This is a genomic window from Microbacterium terrae (genome assembly GCF_017831975.1).
GTDB classification, from domain to species: domain Bacteria; phylum Actinomycetota; class Actinomycetes; order Actinomycetales; family Microbacteriaceae; genus Microbacterium; species Microbacterium terrae.
This window is the reverse complement of sequence record NZ_JAFDSS010000001.1, coordinates 1,083,488-1,103,295: the sequence shown is the minus strand read 5'-3', so window position 1 is coordinate 1,103,295 and position 19,808 is coordinate 1,083,488. Positions and strand designations below refer to the sequence as shown.

The following is a 19,808-nucleotide window of genomic DNA, read 5'->3' as shown; positions in this document are numbered from 1 at the left end:
CCAGTACACACCCGTCACACCGCTCACGGCTACCCTGGGCCCATGCCCGGGGATGAACAGCTGGTGCGCATCGACGGCAGACGCCTGCGCATCACCAACCTCGACAAGGTGCTGTACCCCGAGACGGGAACCACCAAGGGCGAGGTGATCGACTACTACCTCCGCGTCGCCCCGATGCTCATCCCGCATGTCGTCGGCCGCCCGGTGACCCGGCTGCGGTGGCCCGAGGGCGTCGACCATGAGCCGTTCTTCGCGAAGGATCTCGAGCGAGGTGCCCCGTCGTGGGTGAAGCGGCATCCGATCCCGCATTCGTCGGGGAGCAAGGACTACCCGCTCGTCTCCGACGTCGCGACCCTCGCCTACCTCGCGCAGGTCGCGAGCCTCGAGCTGCACGTGCCGCAGTGGCGGTTCGACGCCGAGGGCGATCCCGGCCGCCCCGACCGGATGGTGCTCGACCTCGACCCGGGCCCCGGCGTCGGGCTCGCCGAGTGCGCCCAGGTGGCGCGGTGGGCGCGCGAGATCCTGCAGGACATGGGGCTCGATCCGCTCCCGGTCACGAGCGGCAGCAAGGGCATACACCTGTACGCGGCCCTGCCCGGAGAGCAGACGAGCGACGACATCTCGCTGGTCGCCCGTGAACTCGCGCGCGCGATCGAGGCCGACCACCCCGACCTCGTCGTGAGTCAGATGGCGAAGGTGGAGCGCGCCGGGCGCGTCTTCATCGACTGGAGCCAGAACAACGCGGCGAAGACCACCATCGCGCCCTACTCGCTGCGCGGACGGGCGCGGCCCACGGCGGCGGCGCCGCGAACCTGGGACGAGCTCGACGACCCCGAGCTTCAGCACCTGCTCCTCGGCGAGGTGCTCGAGCGTGTCGAGCGGATCGGCGACCCGCTCGACGCGCTGGGCTATCACGCGGGAGCCCGGGCGAGCGACGACGGCCCGCTCACCGCGTACATCGCGAAGCGGAGCGCAGCGCGCACGCCGGAGCCGGTGCCGGCCAATCCGCTCGGCGCGACCGCCGCTCCCGGGGAGCTGCCGCGCTTCGTCATCCAGGAGCACCACGCGAGCAGGCTCCACTGGGACCTGCGTCTCGAACGCGGCGGCGTGCTCGTCAGCTGGGCGGTGCCGCGCGGCATCCCGCATTCGACGACGCGTAACAACCTCGCTGTCATGACCGAGGATCATCCCCTGGAGTACGCCGCCTTCGCCGGCACGATCCCGCGCGGCGAGTACGGCGCCGGCACGATGACGATCTGGGACGACGGCCGGTACGAGCTCGAGAAATGGCGTGACGACGAGATCATCTTCACCCTCGACGGCAGCCCCGGCGGCCCGCTCGGTCGCGTTCGGCTCGTGCTCATCCGCACCGATGGCGAGGGCGAGAAGTCGACCTGGCTGCTGCACCGGATGAAGACGGATGCCGCGGGCCGGCCGCAGCCCGACGGGACGCCCGTCGAGGCGTCGGAGCAGGCCGACGCCTCGAGCGCTGCCGACGGCGAGCCGGCGGAGGTCGAACCCTCTCGGAATCGGAATTCAACTTCCGGTTCACACACCCCCGTCGGAGCGGCGGAGGTCGAACCATCTCGGAAACGGACTTCAACTTCCGGTTCACACACCCCCGTCGGAGCGGCGGAGGTCGAACCATCTCGGAATCGGAATTCAACTTCTGGTTCACACACCCCCTCCCCAGCGGCGGGTGCGGCCGCGACCACGGAGTTCGCTGACCCTGGGCCCGCCTCCGTCTCCGCCTCCGCCTCCGAGGTCAATGAGCGTGTGAACCGGAAGTTCATCACCGAAATAGAGAGAGACTCGACGGAGACGTCGGGGCCGCCCGGCGACCCACACTCCGGCGACCCACACGCCGCCGCCCCACACGCCGGCTACGCCCCGCCGACGCCCGCGCAGCTGCGGCCGATGCTCGCCACCCACGCCAGCGCCGGCATCGCCCGCGAGCGCTCCCGGCGCTGGGGCGACGACGCGTGGGCCGAGGTCAAATGGGACGGCGTGCGGGCCATCGGAATCTGGGACGGCCGCCGCCTGCACCTGCGTGCGCGCAGCGGCAACGACATCACCGCGAAGTACCCCGAGCTCACCCGCGTCGACGCGCGACTCGGTCCGCAGCCGTGCGTGCTCGACGGCGAGATCGTCGCGCTCGACGCCCGCGGCCGTCCGAGCTTCCCTCGCCTGCAGTCGCGCATGAACCTGTCGAAGCCGCGCGAGATCGAGCGCGAGATGCCGCGTACGCCGGTGCACTGGTTCTTGTTCGACGTGCTCTCCCACTCCGGCGACGACACCGCACGCCTGGCCTTGGACGAGCGTCGGCACATCCTCGAAGCCGTCGCAATGGACGCCATCGACCCGATCGTCGTGCCGCCCGTGTTCGACGACGTCGACGACGCCCTCGAGGCATCGCACCGGTTCGGACTCGAAGGGGTCATGGTGAAGAACCCCGCTGCGCCGTACCGACGAGGGGTCCGAAGTGAGGACTGGCTGAAGGTCAAGCACTCCCGCACCCAGGAGGTGGTCGTCGGCGGCATCCGTCCCGGGCACCGCGGCCGAGCCCACGAGATCGGCTCACTCCTGGTCGGCATCCCCGACGGCGATGCGATCCGCTACGCCGGTCGCGTGGGATCGGGCTTCTCGGATGCCGCGCTCGCGAAGCTGCGTGAGCTGCTCGAGCCCCTGCGCACCGACACCGATCCGTTCGTCGGAGTGCCGGCCCTCGACGCGTCCGACGCGCTCTGGGTGCGCCCCGAGATCGTCGGCGAGGTCGAGTTCGCCGAGTTCACGCCCGGCGGCATCCTCCGCCAAGCGCGATGGCGAGGCCTGCGCCCCGACAAGAGCCCCGCGGAGGTGCAACGGGAAGACTGACCGAGCAGGAGGTTCAGGCGTGCGCGTCGTGATCGACGTGCCCGGCCGGCTCGATCTGGAACGTCGAATGCTCCACGTCGAAATGCGCCGAGAGACAGCCCTGCAGGTCGTTCAGGATGCCGGCCGCCCGGCCGTCGCGGAGAGCCTGATCGTCGACCACGACGTGAGCACTGAACACCGGAGCACCGCGGGTGAGCTGCCAGACGTGCACATCGTGCACGTCGACGACCCCCGGGGTCGAGAGGATGTGGGCGCGGATGTCGGCGACCTGCGTGCCCTGCGGAGCCGACTCCGCGAGCACCGAGACCACCTCGCGAAGAAGGCCCACGGCTCGCGGGATGATCATCGCCGCGATGAGGAGCGACGCGATCGCATCGGCCTGGACCCATCCGGTCATCACGATCACGATCGCCGCCACGATCACCGCGGCCGAGCCGATCAGATCGCCGAGCACCTCGAGATACGCGCCCCGCACGTTGATGCTGGTCCGCTGCGCCGCGCTCAACAGCCACATGGCCATGGCGTTCGCCACCAGACCCACCAGGGCGACCCCCAGCATGAGCGGTCCCGCGACCTCGGCCTCGCCCGGGTCGAGCAGTCGCCTGATGCCCTCCACGGCGACCCACACCGACAGCACGATGAGGATGACGGCGTTGATGAGGGCGCCGAACACCTCGGCTCGGCGATACCCGAAGGTGCGGCGGTCGTTCGCGGGCCGCGCGGCGACGACGCTCGCGATGAGCGCGATCACGAGAGCCGCCGCATCGGTGAACATATGGGCCGCGTCGGCGAGGAGCGCGAGCGAGCCCGACAGCGCGGCGCCGACGACCTGCACGATCATCACGACCGTCGTGATCGCGAGCGACAGCGCCAGAAGTCGCCGGCTGCTCGCGCCGCGGATGCCGCCCGGTGCGGGCGCGTGATCGTGCATGACCTCAGGCTACGTCGCGGCGGGCTGCGGACGGCCCTCCCCCGCCCAGTCGGGAATGAGTGTGATTCTCAGTCGCGCCGCGCGAGTCGCGAGGGCCGCGGGGAAGCGTCAGAGCGCCGCGAGGAGCGGCACCAGCGCGACGAAGGCACGCGCGCGGTGCGACGCGGCGTTCTTCTCGTCGGAGGTCCACTCGCCGACCGTGCGCTCGACCGCCGTCGGCTGCTCCGTCGGGATGAAGACGGGGTCGTAGCCGAACCCGCCCGACCCCGCTGCGGCGGTGGCGAGGCGGCCCGGCCACCGGCCCTCGACCACTTGTTCGTCACCGCCCGGCACCACGAGCGCGATGGTCGAGACGAACTGCGCGGCGCGGTGCGGATCGGCGACATCGGAGAGCTGATCGAGCAGCAGGTCGCGATTGGCCACGGCATCCTTCGCGTGCCCTGCCCAGTACGCCGAGAACACCCCGGGCGCGCCGCCCAGCACGTCGACGCAGATGCCCGAGTCGTCGGCGAGCGCGGGCAGCCCGGTGTGGAGCGCCGCCGCGCGCGCCTTGATGAGCGCGTTCTCGGCGAACGTCACACCGTCCTCGACCGGCTCGGGACCGTCGTAGCCGATGACCTCGATGTCGGGGCGGGTCGCCGCGACGATCGCCTGGAACTCCTCGACCTTGTGCGGGTTGTGCGTGGCGAGCACGATCCGGCGATCGGCGCCGGTCACGCGCTCGCCTCGAGGCCGAGCGCCGCGAGCTGCTCGCCGCGCAGGGTCGCGCATCCGCCGACGCCGAGCTCGAGGAGGGCGTCGAGCTCGCGCTTGTCGAACGGCGCGCCCTCGGCCGTGCCCTGCACCTCGACGAAGAGGCCGCGACCGGTGACGACGAGGTTCATGTCGGTCTCGGCGCGGACGTCCTCGACGTAGGCGAGATCGAGCATGGGCTCGCCGTCGATGATCCCGACCGAGACGGCCGAGACCGAATCGAACAGCACCTGCGACTTCTGCCCGATGAACTTCTTCTCGCGACCCCACTCGATCGCGTCCGCGAGCGCGACGTAGGCGCCCGTGATCGCCGCGGTGCGCGTGCCGCCGTCTGCCTGCAGCACGTCGCAGTCGATCACGATCGTGTTCTCGCCGAGCGCCTTCGTGTCGACGACGGCACGGAGCGCACGGCCGATGAGGCGGGAGATCTCGTGGGTGCGGCCGCCGACGCGGCCCTTGATCGACTCGCGGTCGTTGCGCGAGTTGGTCGCACGCGGGAGCATCGCGTACTCCGCGGTGACCCAGCCCTTGCCCTTGCCGGTGAGCCAGCGGGGAACCCCGTTGGTGAACGAGGCCGTGCACAGCACCTTGGTGCCGCCGAACGAGATGAGCGCCGAGCCCTCGGCGTGGGCGCTCCACCCGCGCTCGATGGTGACGGGGCGCAGCTGGTCGACGGCGCGGCCGTCGGCGCGGACGATGTCGGTCATGTCTCTCCTCTGATGGAACGGGTGCGCGGCTCAGCCGAGACGCGGGGGAAGCTCTGCAGTGCGGGGCAGCTCGATCGCGCCGGTCTGCACGAGGCGCACCTGCTGCACCTCGCGGCCCATCAGGCGATGGGCGAGGTCGAGGAACTCGTCGGCCGACGCGCCGGTCGCCTCGTAGACGTGCCGGGGCGCGGCATCCGCTCCCGCGAGCAGGTCGCGGGAGATCAGCTGGCGGTAGACGTCCTTGGCCGTCTCGGTGTCGCTCGACACGAGCGACACATCAGGACCCATCACGTAGCTGATAGCGCCCTCGAGGAACGGATAGTGCGTACAGCCGAGCACGAGCGTGTCGACCCCGGCGTGGCGGAGGGGGGCGAGGTACTCCTCGGCGACGGCGAGGACCTCGGCCGAGTCGGTGACCCCGGCCTCGACGAACTCGACGAAGCGCGGACACGCCTGCGCGAAGACGGTCAGCTGCGCGTTGACGCCGAGCATGTCCTGGTACGCGCCCGAGCCGATCGTGCCGGCGGTGCCGATGACGCCCACACGGCCGTTGCGGGTTGTCGACATCGCGGTGCGCACCGCCGGGCCGATGACCTCGACCACCGGCACGTCGTAGCGCTCGCGCGCATCGCGGAGCATCGCCGCAGATGCGGTGTTGCACGCGATCACGAGCATCTTCACACCCTGATCCACGAGCGTGTCGAGGATCTCGAGCGAGTAGCGGCGCACATCGGCGATCGGCTTGGGTCCGTACGGGGAACGTGCGGTGTCGCCGATGTAGAGGATCGATTCCCGGGGAAGCTGGGCCGAGACGGCACGGGCGACGGTGAGGCCGCCGACGCCGGAGTCGAAGATTCCGATCGGCGCATCATTCACGATCGTCAAGCCTACGCGCCCTGCTCACTAGGCTGACCCCATGAGCGCGGACTTCCCTCGGAGCACAGCACTGCTCACCGATCGCTACGAGCTCACGATGCTCGACGCGGCACTGCGCGACGGGACCGCGCAGCGCCGGTGCGTGTTCGAGCTGTTCGGTCGGCGACTCCCGGGCGGCCGGCGCTTCGGCGTCGTGGCCGGCACCGGGCGACTCTTGAGCCTCATCCGCGATTTCCGCTTCGGAGACGACGAGCTGCGGTATCTGCGAGACGAGAAGGTGGTGGATGCCGCCACCGTCGCCTTCCTCGAGGGCTACCGGTTCACCGGGTCGATCACCGGCTACCGCGAGGGCGAGCTGTACTTCCCCGGCTCTCCCATCCTGACCGTCGAGGGCACCTTCGCCGAGGCCGTGCTGCTCGAGACGCTCGCCCTCAGCGTGCTGAACCATGATTCGGCAGTCGCCACCGCCGCGGCGCGCATGAGCATCGCCGCGGGAGACCGCCCGCTCGCCGAGATGGGCTCTCGGAGGGCGGGCGAGTCGTCGGCCGTCGCCGCCGCCCGTGCGGCGTACATCGCCGGCTTCGGCGCGACCTCGAACCTCGAGGCCGGCCGCACCTGGGGCGTGCCGACCATGGGCACCGCCGCCCATTCCTGGACCCTCCTGCACGACACCGAGGAAGATGCCTTCCGCGCGCAGGTCGCCTCGCTCGGCGTCGGCACCACCCTCCTCGTCGACACCTACGACATCCGCACGGGTGTCGACACGGCGATCCGGGTCGCCGGGACCGGCCTCGGCGGCGTGCGCATCGACTCGGGCGACCTGCCGACGGTGGCCGCAACGGTGCGCGAGCAGCTCGACGGCCTCGGGGCGACCGGCACGCGCATCACGGTGACGAGCGACCTCGACGAGTACGCGATCGCGGCCCTCGCCGCCTCCCCCGTCGACGCCTACGGCGTCGGCACATCGGTGGTCACCGGGTCGGGCACCCCCACGGCCGGCATGGTCTACAAGCTGGTCGCGCGCCAGGACTCGGCCGGCGGCTGGGTCGCGGTGGCGAAGGCGTCGACCGACAAGGGGTCCCGCGGCGGGCGCAAGGCGGCGTTTCGCACCCTCGAACGCGGCACCGCGACCAGCGAGCTGATCGCCGTGTCGGACGGATTCGAGGAGCTCGACGCCGCCGCGTCGCACCCCGACGCGCGGGCGCTGCAGTCCGTGCTGATGCAGGCCGGAGACCCGGATGCCGCACACGAGGGCCCACGGGGCGTCGAAGCCGCGCGCGAACACCACGCGATGGTCCGCGAGGAGCTCCCGGTGCGGGCGCTCGCCCTCAGCCGGTCGGATCCGGCCATCCCGACGCGGTTCGTCGAGGCCGGCGGCGCCTGACGCGCCCGGACCTCAGGCCTGCAGCGACTCGTAGATCTCTTTGCACGTGGGGCATACCGGGAACTTCTCGGGGTCGCGCCCCGGCGTCCACTTCTTGCCGCAGAGCGCCCGCACGGGCTTGCCGGTGATCGCCGACTCGAGGATCTTGTCCTTCTTGACGTAGTGCGAGAACCGCTCATGATCGCCCGGTTCGACGTTCTCCTCTTTGAGGAGCTCTTCGAGCTCGCGATCGAGGGTGGCCAAGCCGCCCTGGTCGGGGCTGTCGAGGGGGGTGCTCATGGTGTGCCAGTGTAGTCGGCCGCTCGCGGTAACGGGCGGTCGAGGTGCGGATGCCGGTCAGGTCGACTCGGCGAACTCCATGAGCCGTCCGCCGCTGCGCTCGAACACCGCCGAGCCGACGATCAGCCCGACCACGAGCACGCCGCCGCCGATGGCGAGCCCTCCCCACAGCGCCGTCTCAGCGGCGGCGATGTCGTCGGTGAGAGCGATCCAGGCCCACCACAGGGTGGGTGCGCTGAGGATGATCGCGCCGATCATCACGACACCCTGCGAGATCGCTCCGCCGGCGCCTGTGCGCTGCGGATGCTGGAAGGGGCTCTCGCCGGGGCGCGACACGGCATAGGGGGCGGCGACCGACGAGATGCTCGACAGTCCCAACCCCGAGAGGAAGAGGCATACGCTCACGCCGGCGAGGGCGGGGAGCATCGCCCAGCGGCCGTGGAACGAGATCGCGACGGGCACGGCGACCGCGAGCAGCGGCACGCCGACCAGCAGCACCGGCACCAGTCTGCCGAGACGGTCGGCGATACCCCGGGTCGCGCTGGCGATGTGCATCCACAGCGCAGTCGAGTCGTACGCGAGGTCGTTGTGCGGCAGCCAGCCGAGGAACAGCGCCGCGAATGGAACCGGCACCAGGGCGACGATCTCGGGCGGAACCCCGGCGATGAGGAGGGGTACGACGGTCACCGCCGCGGCGACCGGAACCACGAGGAGATTCACGAGGTGCCGGCGATCGCGGAACCAGTAGAGCATGCTCCGTGCGGCGATCGCGCCGCCCGGAGTGCCCGGCGCGACACCGAACCACCCGAGGCCGCCACGTGCTCGACCCGACATCGGCCGCTCGGTGGTCGTCAGCATCCGCTCGACGATCCACCACCACACGAGTCCGAGTCCGGCGATCGTGCCGAGGGCCACGAGCAGCGACTGCCACGCCGCGGGGTCGCCGGCGGCGACGCGGGCGGGAAGGGCCCACGGGGCGCCGAGCGGCGTCACGGCGAGGATGTCGACGGCCTCGCTCAACTGCGTCGGCACCGCCCGTCGCCACTCCAGCGACGTGAGGAAGACTCCGACGGGGACCACGACGACCAGCACGGCGATCACGAAGAGGCCGCTCAGCTCACGCGAGCGACGCTCGCGCAGGAACATCGCGGCGAGACCCATGCTCACCCGTGCGAGCATCGCGCACGTGGCGACGCCCAGCAGCGCACCGATGACGGAGACAGGCAGGGCCACGCCGTGGGCATCCCACACGACGACACCGGCGACCGCCAGCGCGGCGACCACGGCGAGGGGGACGCTCACGAGCCCGACGACGGCGGTGACCGCGGCCAGGGGTCCGCGGGGCAGCCCGAACGTCGCGAAGCGGCGGGGGTCGAGCGGGTCGTCGGCCGAGGCGATGAGCGGCGCGAGCGCGAAGCCGCCCGTGACCGCTGCGCCGCCGAAGACGATGACGGCTTCCGCGGTCTCGGTCGGAACGTCTCGGAGCGTCAGCAGGGCCCAGAACCCGAGCACGGTGGCTGCGGTCAGCAGCACCAGCCCGGCGATCGTGCGTGCGACGTGCCGGGCATCGCCGCGCAGCGCACCGACGAGGAGCGCGAGCCTCAGCCGGAGAACGTGTGCAGCCACTCGAGGCCCTCCACGTCGCTGAGGCCACCCGCGAGTTCGACGAAGCGCTGCTCGAGTGTGAGCTCGCCGCGCACCTCATCGACGGGGCCCTCGGCGAGCACCTGCCCGGCGACGACGACCGCCACGCGCGTGCACACGCTCTCGACGAGGTCCATGCCGTGGCTCGAGAGGATCACGGTGCCGCCGTGGGCGACGTAGGTCTTGAGGATGTCGAGGATGATCGCGCTCGAGACCGGATCGACCGACTCGAACGGCTCATCGAGCACGAGCAGGCGCGGCGAGTGGATCAGGGCGCCCGCGAGCATGACCTTCTTGAGCATGCCGGCCGAGTAGTCCGACACGACCCGCCCGAGCGCATCGGTGAGGTCGAATGCGCGGGCGAGGTCGGCCGTGCGGCTCTCGACGATCGCGGGGCGCAGTCCCCGGAGGGTCCCGTAGTAATGGAGAAGCTGGCGTCCGGTGAGCCGGTCGAAGGTGCGCAGGCGGTCGGGCAGCACGCCGATGAGGCGCTTGACGGCGCGGGGGTCGGATGCCGCATCGATCCCGCCGACCGTGACGCTGCCGCGGTCGGGAGTGAGCAGACCGGCGATCATCGACAGGGTGGTCGTCTTGCCGGCACCGTTCGGGCCGACCAGTCCGTAGAACGTGCCGGCCGGCACGGTGAGATCGACGGCGTCGACGGCGCGCGTCGCTCCGAAGCTCTTCGTGACACCGCGCAGCACGAGCACGTCGGTCGCGACGGCCGGTGCCGCGGCCGCGAAGGCGAGCGCGTCGCCTGCGACGACCTCGTCCTCAGCGGCAGCCTCGTCCTCAGCGGCGGCCGCGTCTTCTGCGACGAGCTCGTCTTCTACGACGACCTCGTCCGCAGTTGAGGCTTCGTCTACGGCCTGCTCCGAAGGAGGTTCGTCCGCGATCGCCTCCTCGGCGATGAGGTCGTCTGCGACAGTCGCCTCGTCGACAGGGGTCTCCTCGACTGCGACCGGATCGACGGCCGCATCTTCGACGACTTCGTCTTCGTCCTCGACGACCTCGTCGTCGACGGCCGGGGACTCGATGTCCGCATCGTCAATGGCCGCCTCCTCGACGGCCTCGTCTTCGACCGCAGCCGGCGCGTCTTCCGCGGCCGTGTCACCGGTCGGGGGAAGCGGCGGAAGCGGGGGCTTCGGCGGGATCACCAGGTCGTCGCCGAGAAGATCGGCGGGAAGCGGCGGCGGCGGCCCCGGGTGCACGGCAGGAGTCCGCCCGCGCCCTCCGCCCTTCTTCGACGGGCGCGACTTCTTCTGCGCAGGAAGACGCACGATCTTCGCGCTCACGCCGTCGGTCCGCTCGTCAGACGGACCGTCGTGGGGCATCGGCAGAGAAGCTGTCACCGATCAAACGTACCAAGCCCCCTCGTCACGGCGTCGGATCGATACGACGATTCCCAGGAACGCAGTTTTGTCACAGATTGACAACGGCGACCGCTCATTCTGCACCTTCTCAGCGGTCATCGCTAACATGGACCCGGCACGAAGGGGTGTCTCGTCGGTGAATCCACCGTGAACACAGCACTTCAGGAGGAGCAGTCGTGACTCTTCAGACCGTCATTCTCGCAGCCGGAATGGGCTCTCGCCTCGGGCGCAGCCTGCCCAAGCCCCTGACCGAGCTCGGCGACGGCCGCAGCATCATGCAGCAGCAGCACGACAACATCCGTGCCGCCTTCGGCACCGATGCGCGCATCACCACCGTGGTCGGCTACCGCGCCGAGACGATCGTCGAGGCGTTCCCGCAGGTCGATTACGTCTACAACGAGCGCTACGACCAGACCAACACGTCGAAGAGCCTGCTGCGCGCCCTGTCGAAGACCGGCAAGGGCGGCGTGCTGTGGATGAACGGCGACGTTGTCTTCGACCCGCGCGTGCTCGGCCGCGCCATCGAGCTGATCGAGCGCGACCAGTCGTTCGTCACGGTCAACACCTCGAAGGTCTCCGACGAAGAGGTCAAGTACACGACCACGTCCGAGGGCTTCATCGCCGAGCTGTCCAAGACCGTCGTCGGCGGCATCGGCGAGGCGGTCGGCATCAACTTCATCTCGTCCCGCGACAAGAAGGCGTTCATCCGCCACCTCACCCGCGTCGACGACCAGGACTACTTCGAGCGGGGCCTCGAGCTCGCGATCGCCGAAGACGGCCTGATGCTCGAACCGCTCGACATCTCCGACCTGTACGCGGTCGAGGTCGACTTCGCCGAAGACCTCGAGCGGGCGAACCTCTACGTCTGATCCGCATCGGGCGGCCTCCCAGCCTCCCCCGCGCATCTGCGCCTAGGATCGGCCCGATGGCCGACAAGGTTCACCGCATCCACTCCCTGCCCGACGACGCGCCGTGGCAGGGAACGCTGCCGCCCGTCGGCTCGGAGGAGCATCCGCGCACGGTCCGGGCGCTCGACCGCGTCCTCGCGATCCAGCGACCGGCCGTGCTCGCGCACCTGCGCAGCATTCGCCTGCGGCATCCGGATGCCTCACCCGAGACCATCGTCGCGATCCTCGAGCGGCGGTACCTCGCCGCCGTGACCACGGGCGGCGCCGCTGTCGGCGCGACAGCCGTGATCCCCGGGATCGGGACCGGCGTCACCCTCGCGATCAGCGGCGTCGAGACGGTGGGGTTCCTCGAGACCACCGCCCTGTTCGCCCAATCCGTCGCCGAGGTGCACGGCATCCCCGTCTCCGACCCCGACCGCGCGCGCGCACTCGTGCTGACGCTGATGATGGGCAAGGAGGGCGTCGACCTCGTCGCCCAGCTCGCCGCGCAGGCATCCGGCCGTGGCCCGGCGCGCGAGCGCTACTGGGGCGAGATGATCACCAAGACGCTCCCCCGCGCGGCGGTCGGCCCGATGGTCGACCGGCTCAAGACCGCGTTCATCCATCAGTTCGCCGCGCGCGGCGGCGCGTCGTGGATCGGCAAGGCACTACCGTTCGGCATCGGCGCCGTCATCGGCGGCGCGGGCAACAACATCCTGGGGCGGCGGGTGCTCGTGGGCGCTCGTCGCGCGTTCGGCGCACCGCCGGTCGCGCTGCCCGCGGAGCTCGAACCGCGACCGGGCGCCTCTCGCCTCGAGCACACCGCCGGCCGCGGCATCCGTCGCGCGGGCGAAGCCGTCGTCTCGGGCGTCAGCCGCGGCGCCGCCACCGTCGGCAGGTTCACTCCCGGCAGGCGCTCCGTGAAGGAGAAGCCCGATGCGGTGGGCGAGCCGGACCCGGCGCTCGAGTCGCGCGGAGGCTGACGCCGCTCAGGCTTCGACGATGTCGTCGAGGTCGGCCTCGTCGGCCTCGGGCTGCTCGTCGGCGGGGTCGGCCGACGACCGCGCATACCAGGTGTCCCACGACTCCATGAGCGATCTGATCGCGCCGTGGAAGCGCTCCGTCGCCGCGCCCGGCGTCGCGTCGCCGAAGTAGTGGTGCACCCACTTGTCGAGGCGGGCGACGGACTCGGGGTCGCCGAGCACGCGCTCGGTCTCGGCGACCACCGCGGGTGCTGCCGCGACGTCGAGCCACTCGCACGCCGACAGGTAGCCGTGCGTGTCGATGAGGGCGCGGGGGTCGGTCGGGCGCGTGATGAGCAGCGGCTTGTCGGCGGCCAGCCGGTCGTACACCATGGCCGAGATGTCGACGATCGCGACGTCGGCGGCCGAGAGCTGCCAGCCGAGATCCGGACCGTCGTCGAAGACGTGCTGCGCTGTGGGGTCGGCGGAGTTCGCCGCAGCGATCGCCGCCACGATCCGCTTGTTCGCTGCGCCGTACTCGGCGTCGACGACGCCCGAGCGCGGGTGCGGGCGGTAGACGACCCGGTGCCGCCCCGTGGCGAGCAGCGCGGTCACGAGCGCCTCGCCGTGCGTGCGGATCGACCCGTAGTGGGCAGAGGGACGGTCACCCTCCCAGGTGGGCGCGTAGAGCACCACCGTGCGCCCGTCGGGCGTGTACGGCAGGACGCCGGAGTAGTGGTCGGCCTGGGGTCGACCGATCTCGATGGTCCGGCGGTCCAGGTCGTAGTCCCACAGCACGCGGGAGAGCCGCTCGCGGGCGGCGTCGCCGGCGACCAGGGCGTAGTCGTACGCCTTGAACTGGTTCGTGGTCATGTACATCTTGTCGGACTCGCCGTGGTTGATGAACACGTGCCAGCGACGCCCATAGCGGAACATCTGGAAGTTCCGGGTGTTCTGGTTGACGTAGAGCACGACGCGGATGTCCTGCTTCGCGATGAATCGCTCGAGATCCCGCACGGTCGGCACGAACGCGACCGGCGGCGCGTCTTCGGCGAGCATCGCCCGCGCGCCGGTGGCGTTGCGGCTGAGCACCACGACCGGCCAGATCTTCGCGAGCTCGGCCAGCGGCTTGTACCACTGGCGCATCTGGTACATGTTCACGGCGCCGTCCGCGAAGTACACCGCGACCCGGTAGTGCATGCGCGGGTGCTTCGGCAGCGCCTTCAGGGTGCGACGGACCTCGATGACCGCCGATCGGCTCTGCACGGCCTTGCGGACCAGAGCGACGGCCTTCTTGGCATCCGAGATCACACCCACGCATTTCAGCCTAACCGGGTGGCCCGTGTCATGATCGACGCGTGCAGGACGAACATCGCGGACGCAGGGACGCTCCACCGGTCCCCCACGGCGCGGGTGTCACATTCGTCATGCCGGTGCTCAACGAGAGCGACTACCTGGAGCGCGCCGTCGACACGGTGCTCGCGCAGGAGGTCGACGGTCCGTCCGAGGTGATCCTCGCCCTCGGGCCCTCCACCGACGGCACCACCGAACTCGCCCGCCGGCTCGCCGAGCGGCATCCGCGCATCGTGCTCGTCGACAACCCCGACGCCGACATCCCGATCGGACTGAACCTCGCCATCCGCGCCGGGCGCTACCCGACCGTCGTCCGGGTCGACGCGCACTCCGAGCTCGAGCCGGGGTACACCCGCGAGGCGCTCGCCACGCTGGATCGCGCCCGCGCGGCGAACGTCGGCGGCGTGATGCGGGCCGACGGCCGCACCCCGTTCCAGCGCGCTGTGGCGCGCGCCTACAACTCCCCCATCGGCCTGGGCGGCGCCACCTATCACGGCGGCACGCACGAGGGCGAGGCCGAGTCGGCCTACCTCGGCGTGATGCGCCGGGCCGTGCTCGACGAGGTGGGCCTGTTCGACGAGTCGATACGCCGCGGCGAGGACTGGGAGCTGAACCTGCGCATCCGCCGCGCCGGCTACCGCGTCTGGTTCGACCCGGCGCTCGCGGTGACGTACTGGCCCCGCGAGAGCTGGACGCGACTGGCACGCCAGTTCGCCGCGACGGGGCGCTGGCGAGGCGAACTCGTGCGCCGCTACGGCCGGGGCAACTCGCTGCGGTTCTTCGCGCCGCCCCTGCTCGTGGTCGACATCGCGGTGGCGGTCGTCGTCGGCGTGCTGCAGCTCACCGGCGTGCTGTCCGGCTGGGTGTCGGGCGCGGCATCCATCGTTTACCTGCCGATCATCGCCTATGTGCTCGTGATCGCCGCAGTGGCGATCGGCTCCGGCGGCGGGCATGGCGCGCGCGACAAGCTGTGGACCGCAGCGGTGATCCCGACCATGCACCTGTCGTGGGGCTCGGGCTTCCTCCTGGGCCTCGCCGCGGGCGCGCACGACACCGTCGACACCTCGCGGCTGGGCGATCGCAACACGCCGCTGCCGTAGCGCTCGGTGAGCGCTCAGCGCTCGACGTGGTTCGCGCGTCAGCGCTCGACGAACCCCTGATCGAGGATCCGCGCGACCACGCGCTCGGCCGCATGCCCATCGTCGCGGGCGTTGAAGCGCGCGCGCCACAGACGGTACCGCTCCTCGTGGACGGCGGGATCGTGCGCGGCGAACGCCGCGACCAGCTCGTCCTGCGAGCGCACGACCGGGCCCGGGGCGTGCTCGGCGAGGTCGAAGTAGAACCCGCGCAGCTCGCCGCGGAAGTGCTCGAGGTCGGGTACGAGGAAGAACATCGGCTTGCCTGTCACCGAGAAGTCGAACATGACCGACGAGTAGTCCGTGACGAGCGCATCCGCGGCGAGCAGCAGCGCCGACGTGTCGGGGAAGCCCGTCACGTCGACCACGCGCGGGCCCTCGGCGTCCTTGCCGGGCAGCAGGGTGCGCGAGTGCCCGCGCACCAGCACGACGGCATCGAGGTCGTGGGCCAGCTGAACCGGGTCGACGAAGTCGACCATCTCGCGGCGGTCGTCGCGCCATGTCGGCGCGTACAGCACGACGCGGTCGGATGCCGAGACGCCCAGCGCCGCGCGCGTCGCCTCGGCGTCGCCCGTGGTGAGCACGTCGTTGCGCGGGTAGCCCTCGATCCACACCGGCCGGGTGAGGAACGCATACGCCTTGGAGAGGATGCGCGCCCCGTAGGGATTCTGCGCGAGGAGCACGTTCCAGCGCCGCGACTCGCGCACCACCGCAGCCCAGCGCCGCGGATCGAACCCCGGGCGGTGCAGGGCCAGGCGCTTGAGCGGCGTCCCGTGCCAGGTCTGCACCACGACCTGTCCCGGCCGGCGTACGAAGCGTCGCCGCAGCCAGTCGTTGACGACGAGGAGGCGCGCCGCTCCGCGCGCACGCCACCATTCGGGGCTGCCTTCGACGACGGCGACTGCGCCGTCGGGCACAGCCACCGAGAGGTCGACGACGCTCCAGTACCGCGTCACCGCCGGAGCCACGCGGGCGAGCTCGCGATCGATGGCGAGCGGGTTGCATCCGGCGTTGCGCCCGTAGAAGCTCTCGAAGAAGACCGCGTTCTCGAGCGTGCCGACACGGCCCGCATAGCGCCGCTCGAGGGCATCCTGCCCCTCTCCCGAGTCGTACGCGGGGTCGATCGGCGGTCCGATGGTCACCGTCCAGCCGGCGAGCGACGCCCGGAGGGTGCCGAGCTGCACGAGGGCGACCGGCGCCGACTCCGAGACGTCGACCGCGTCACCCGCGTCGATGCGGAGCTCGTAGTCGCCGGTGGGCAGCGGCAGCTGAGGCCCGCCCCAGCGCGCGGCGCGCAATGCGATCGTCGCCCGCCACGTGGTGCCTCTGCCGGTCATCACGGCGCTCGCCCGCGCCCGCGACCCCACGAGCTCGACGGCACGCGGCCGCGGCCCCCGGCCCGAGATCACCAGCGCCGGGCCGCCTTCGACGGTGAAGCGGGCGTCGGTCATCGGTGTCCTCTCGTCGGGTGGTCCGTCGGCGAGGCTGCGGACCGGATGGCGCGGTAGACGCGCTCGGTCGCCTGGCCGTCGTGGAAGGCGTGCACGCGCTCACTGAGCGCCCGTGCGCGGGCGGTGCGGCGGTCCCGTTCGCCACGGTCGCCCAGGACGGCGTCGAGCTGCGCAGCAGCAGCGACCCAGTCGCGGGCGGGATCCGGCCCCGCGACGTCGTCGTAGGTGCCGTAGAAGCCGCGATCGTGGGCGTACTCCTCGAGGTCGGGCGCGAGGAAGACGACCGGCAGCGGCACGAGTGCGGCTGTCGTAGGCGAGCGAGGAGTAGTCCGTCACCAGCACGTCGAGGCCGGGGAGCACCGGCGTCACATCGGCGACCAGATCGCTGCCGAGGGCCCGGACCCGATCGGTGGACACCGGGGGCGCGTACCTGCCGGCGCCGAGCGGATGCGAGCGCACCAGGAGCACCGCGTCATGGGCCTCGAGCACGTCGACGATCGCCTGCCAGTCCGCCGCCGACGGGACTGCGGGGTCGACCGCGCCGTCGCGCCATGTCGGGGCGTAGAGCACGAGGCGCTCGTCGTCGCCGATCGCGCCGGTGATCGCGGCGATCGTCTCGCGAGCTGTCGACCGGCGGCTCGCCGGGTCGCCGCCTGTGAGGACGTCGACGCGCGGCTCGCCGACCACCCGGATGCGCGCGTCGGCGAGACCGAACGCCGATTCGAGTCTGCCGCGCACCAGATGCGACGCGGCGGGGATCAGGTCGATGTCGCGGGTGGCGGCCCGGTACATCCGTGCCAGCAGGCGCGAGACTAACGCGGCACCGGGGATGCGCCCGGGCCCGAACACCCGCGGCGGGCGCAGCGTCGCCGGCGAATCGAGGCCGATGCGCTTGAGCGGGATCCCGTGCCACAGCTGTGCGACGAATCCTCCCGACACCGCGTAGCGGTTGACGTCGCCGAATCCGTGCGTGACGACGATCACCCGTGCCCGCGCCGTGCGCCAGAATCCCGCGAACGAGTTCTTCGCGACGACCGGGATGCCGCGCGCCGCGGCATCCGCCCGCTCCCGTTCCGACCCCACGAGCCAGACCGCGGGTGTGCCGTCGAGCGCGGCACGCTGCCACAGCGCCAGCGCTCCGTCGCCGATGCCGGCGCCGCAGCCGAACACCCATTCACCATCGGCGCGGGGGACGACAGCGGTCACGAGGCGCCCCATCGCGTAGAGCGGGATCGATGCGAGCTTTCGCGCATTTCCCGCGCCGAACGAGAAGGACGCCACCCCGCGAGCCTATCGCGGGGTGGCGTCCGGAGCCGGGAGGCGCTTACTGGGCGAGCGTGCCGAGGGTCACATCGACCTTCTCGGTCTCGCCGTCGCGGACGTACGTGACCGTCGCATCGCTGCCGGCGGCGGCGGCGCGCACCTGAGCGGTCAGGTCGACCGAGTCGGTGATCGGCACGCCGTTGAACTCGATGACGATGTCGCCCGCCTGGAGGCCGGCGGCCTGCGCGGCGCCGTCGGGGGTCACTTCATGGAGGTAGGCGCCGGTGATGGTCGCACCGTCCTCGGAGGCGGCCGGGCTCACCATGGCTCCCAGGAGGCCGTGGGTCGCGGCGCCGTCGGTGATGATCTCGTCGGTGACGCGCTCGACGATGTCGGACGGGATCGCGAAGCCGACGCCGATCGAGCCCGAGCCGTCGGACGAGCTGCCGGCCGAGGCGATGGCGACGTTGATGCCGATGAGCCGGCCCTCGTCATCGACCAGCGCGCCGCCCGAGTTGCCGGGGTTGATCGCTGCGTCGGTCTGGATGACCGCGATCGAGATCGTCTGCGTCGGGGTCGACTGGGTCTGACCCTGGCCGAAGTCGAACTGGAAGGGTCCGCCCTCCTGCCCGTCGTCCTGCCCGTCGCCCTCGCTCGAGTCGCTGTCTCCGGAGTCGGGCGCTGCAGACGAGGCGATCTCGATCGAGCGGTTGAGCGCGCTCACGATGCCGGTGGTGACGGTGTTCGAGAGTCCCAGCGGTGCGCCGACGGCGACCGCCGTGTCTCCGACGTTGAGGTCGCTCGACGAGGCGAACTCGATCGGGGTGAGCGCCTCGTCGGCGTCGATCTTGATGACCGCGAGGTCGTAGGTCGGATCGGTGCCGACGACCTCGGCCGCGTACACGTGGCCGTCGGAAGTGGTCACCTGCACCGTCGCGTCGCCGCTCGCACCGTCGAGGGTCACGACGTGCGTATTGGTGACGATGTACCCGTCCTTGCTCAGGATGACGCCCGAGCCGGTGCCGCTCGCGCTTGAGCTCGTCGCCGCGATGGTGACGACGCTCGGCAGAGCCGTCGCCGCGATGCCGGTCGTCTGGTTGACGTCGTCGGTGTCGTTGACCGTGACGGTCGTGGGCGCCGATGCCGACGAGGTGGTGGCGGGGGCGAACAGGTTCACCCCGGCGTACGCGCCGCCGAGACCGGCCGCGCCCCCGACGATGGCGGCGGCCACGAGCAGGCCGACGACCTTGCCGGCGCCCGGCTTCTTCTTGGGCTCGGCCGGCGCGGTGATGACGGCACCGGTGATCGGCGCCGTCGCGTACGCATCGCCGACGGCGGCGCTTCCGAAGGATGCACCGGGCTGGGTCGACGCATACTGCTGCGGCTGCGGCTGCTGGCCCGCGTACCCGTGGGGACGCGCGTAGGTCTGGCCCGGCTGCGGCGTCGGGTAGCCCGCGGGCGGGGTCGGCTGCTGCGGCGCGTTCCAGGTGCCCGCGTGCGGGGCCTGCGCGGCCGGAGGCTGCGCGGCCGGGGTCTGCGGGGCCGGCGTGTGCGCGGCCGGTGCGGCCGGCGCCTGCGGGGCAGGCGTCTGCGCGGCTGCTGCCTGCGGGAGCGGCGGAACCGGCGGAACCGAGGGCGCTGCCGCGGCGGGGGTCTCGGGCGCGGCCGAGGGTGCCGGCTGCGCGGATGCCGCGTCGGGCGCGACCGCCGGCGCTGCGGGCTCCGTCGCCGGAGCGACGGGCGCGGCTGCCACGGAGTCACCCGTGTGCGCAGCATCCGTGTTCTGAGGGGTGGTCTCTGCGGGGCGCTCGCCCTGGTTGTCGCTCATGATGCTCCTTCTTCCAAGCACTCATCACCTTGCCCGCGCAGGCTGTGTGTTTCTTATGACGAAGATGGGACCCGGCTATGCAACACGCATGTGTCGGTCGAGTACCG

16 protein-coding genes and 1 pseudogene are annotated in these 19,808 nt (G+C 71.4%); 5 read left to right on the top strand and 12 right to left on the bottom strand.

The genetic code is table 11. From position 1 onward, the window contains the following. Positions 1-42: 42 nt before the first annotated feature. The gene (gene ligD / locus JOD63_RS17710; protein WP_245243876.1) at positions 43-2,874 is read left to right on the top strand and encodes a non-homologous end-joining DNA ligase; all 2,832 of its coding nucleotides are present in this window, start codon (positions 43-45) and stop codon (positions 2,872-2,874) included. A 13-nt stretch (positions 2,875-2,887) separates the two neighbouring features. On the opposite strand, the gene JOD63_RS05020 is transcribed toward ligD, so the two are convergent. The 4 genes from JOD63_RS05020 to murI form a co-directional block, all read right to left on the bottom strand. Next, on the bottom strand, positions 2,888-3,805 hold the full coding sequence (locus JOD63_RS05020; RefSeq protein ID WP_211088053.1) for a cation diffusion facilitator family transporter: 918 nt from the start codon (positions 3,803-3,805) through the stop codon (positions 2,888-2,890). 108 nt (positions 3,806-3,913) lie between these two features. Then, positions 3,914-4,576: an RdgB/HAM1 family non-canonical purine NTP pyrophosphatase gene (rdgB, locus tag JOD63_RS05015; protein WP_084613337.1), complete on the bottom strand. Its 663-nt coding sequence runs from the start codon at positions 4,574-4,576 to the stop codon at positions 3,914-3,916. Continuing rightward, entirely contained in the window at positions 4,519-5,265 is a 747-nt protein-coding gene (rph, locus tag JOD63_RS05010; protein WP_045274433.1) for a ribonuclease PH, read from the bottom strand. Before rph ends, rdgB begins: the two co-directional genes overlap by 58 nt. Positions 5,266-5,295: 30 nt before the next feature. After that, complete coding sequence (gene murI / locus JOD63_RS05005; RefSeq protein ID WP_045274432.1) at positions 5,296-6,141, bottom strand: glutamate racemase; 846 nt, start codon at positions 6,139-6,141, stop codon at positions 5,296-5,298. A gap of 40 nt (positions 6,142-6,181) precedes the next feature. Here murI and JOD63_RS05000 point away from each other — a divergent pair, with 40 nt between their 5' ends. Next, positions 6,182-7,525 carry a nicotinate phosphoribosyltransferase gene (locus tag JOD63_RS05000; RefSeq protein WP_045274431.1) on the top strand — a complete coding sequence of 448 codons (1,344 nt, stop codon included), beginning with the start codon at positions 6,182-6,184 and terminating at the stop codon, positions 7,523-7,525. 12 nt (positions 7,526-7,537) lie between these two features. Here JOD63_RS05000 and JOD63_RS04995 read toward each other — a convergent pair whose 3' ends face one another. Genes JOD63_RS04995 through JOD63_RS04985 form a run of 3 tightly spaced genes read right to left on the bottom strand, consistent with a single transcriptional unit; the run spans position 7,538 to position 10,800 of the window. After that, positions 7,538-7,804, bottom strand: coding sequence for a DUF3039 domain-containing protein (locus JOD63_RS04995; protein WP_045274430.1), 267 nt, complete (start codon positions 7,802-7,804; stop codon positions 7,538-7,540). A gap of 57 nt (positions 7,805-7,861) precedes the next feature. Then, positions 7,862-9,430: a hypothetical protein gene (locus JOD63_RS04990; protein WP_045274429.1), complete on the bottom strand. Its 1,569-nt coding sequence runs from the start codon at positions 9,428-9,430 to the stop codon at positions 7,862-7,864. Then, a complete protein-coding gene (locus JOD63_RS04985; RefSeq protein WP_271180734.1) occupies positions 9,406-10,800 on the bottom strand; it encodes an ABC transporter ATP-binding protein in 1,395 nt (464 codons plus the stop codon). The genes JOD63_RS04990 and JOD63_RS04985 overlap by 25 nt, the downstream gene beginning before the upstream one ends. Before the next feature lie 197 nt (positions 10,801-10,997). Between JOD63_RS04985 and JOD63_RS04980 the strand changes: the two genes are divergently transcribed. Together JOD63_RS04980 and JOD63_RS04975 are read left to right on the top strand one after the other, a co-directional pair. Further along, positions 10,998-11,690 (top strand): phosphocholine cytidylyltransferase family protein, encoded by a 693-nt coding sequence (locus JOD63_RS04980; protein ID WP_045274427.1) that lies wholly within the window; start codon positions 10,998-11,000, stop codon positions 11,688-11,690. Positions 11,691-11,746: 56 nt separating this feature from the next. Beyond that, positions 11,747-12,691 carry a hypothetical protein gene (locus JOD63_RS04975; protein ID WP_045274426.1) on the top strand — a complete coding sequence of 315 codons (945 nt, stop codon included), beginning with the start codon at positions 11,747-11,749 and terminating at the stop codon, positions 12,689-12,691. A 6-nt stretch (positions 12,692-12,697) separates the two neighbouring features. Here JOD63_RS04975 and JOD63_RS04970 read toward each other — a convergent pair whose 3' ends face one another. Further along, entirely contained in the window at positions 12,698-13,987 is a 1,290-nt protein-coding gene (locus tag JOD63_RS04970; protein ID WP_211088052.1) for a CDP-glycerol glycerophosphotransferase family protein, read from the bottom strand. Positions 13,988-14,097: 110 nt separating this feature from the next. Here JOD63_RS04970 and JOD63_RS04965 point away from each other — a divergent pair, with 110 nt between their 5' ends. Then, positions 14,098-15,123, top strand: coding sequence for a glycosyltransferase family 2 protein (locus JOD63_RS04965; protein ID WP_045274424.1), 1,026 nt, complete (start codon positions 14,098-14,100; stop codon positions 15,121-15,123). 38 nt (positions 15,124-15,161) lie between these two features. Here JOD63_RS04965 and JOD63_RS04960 read toward each other — a convergent pair whose 3' ends face one another. From JOD63_RS04960 to JOD63_RS04950, 4 genes and pseudogenes are all read right to left on the bottom strand, one after another. Further along, positions 15,162-16,610, bottom strand: coding sequence for a CDP-glycerol glycerophosphotransferase family protein (locus JOD63_RS04960; RefSeq protein ID WP_045274423.1), 1,449 nt, complete (start codon positions 16,608-16,610; stop codon positions 15,162-15,164). Next, positions 16,607-16,906, bottom strand: coding sequence for a CDP-glycerol glycerophosphotransferase family protein (locus JOD63_RS18020; RefSeq protein WP_307803160.1), 300 nt, complete (start codon positions 16,904-16,906; stop codon positions 16,607-16,609). Before JOD63_RS18020 ends, JOD63_RS04960 begins: the two co-directional genes overlap by 4 nt. 70 nt (positions 16,907-16,976) lie before the next feature. Further along, positions 16,977-17,828: pseudogene (locus tag JOD63_RS04955) on the bottom strand (CDP-glycerol glycerophosphotransferase family protein); the annotation flags it as partial. 106 nt (positions 17,829-17,934) lie between these two features. Beyond that, complete coding sequence (locus JOD63_RS04950; RefSeq protein WP_211088051.1) at positions 17,935-19,701, bottom strand: S1C family serine protease; 1,767 nt, start codon at positions 19,699-19,701, stop codon at positions 17,935-17,937. Positions 19,702-19,808: the final 107 nt, after the last annotated feature.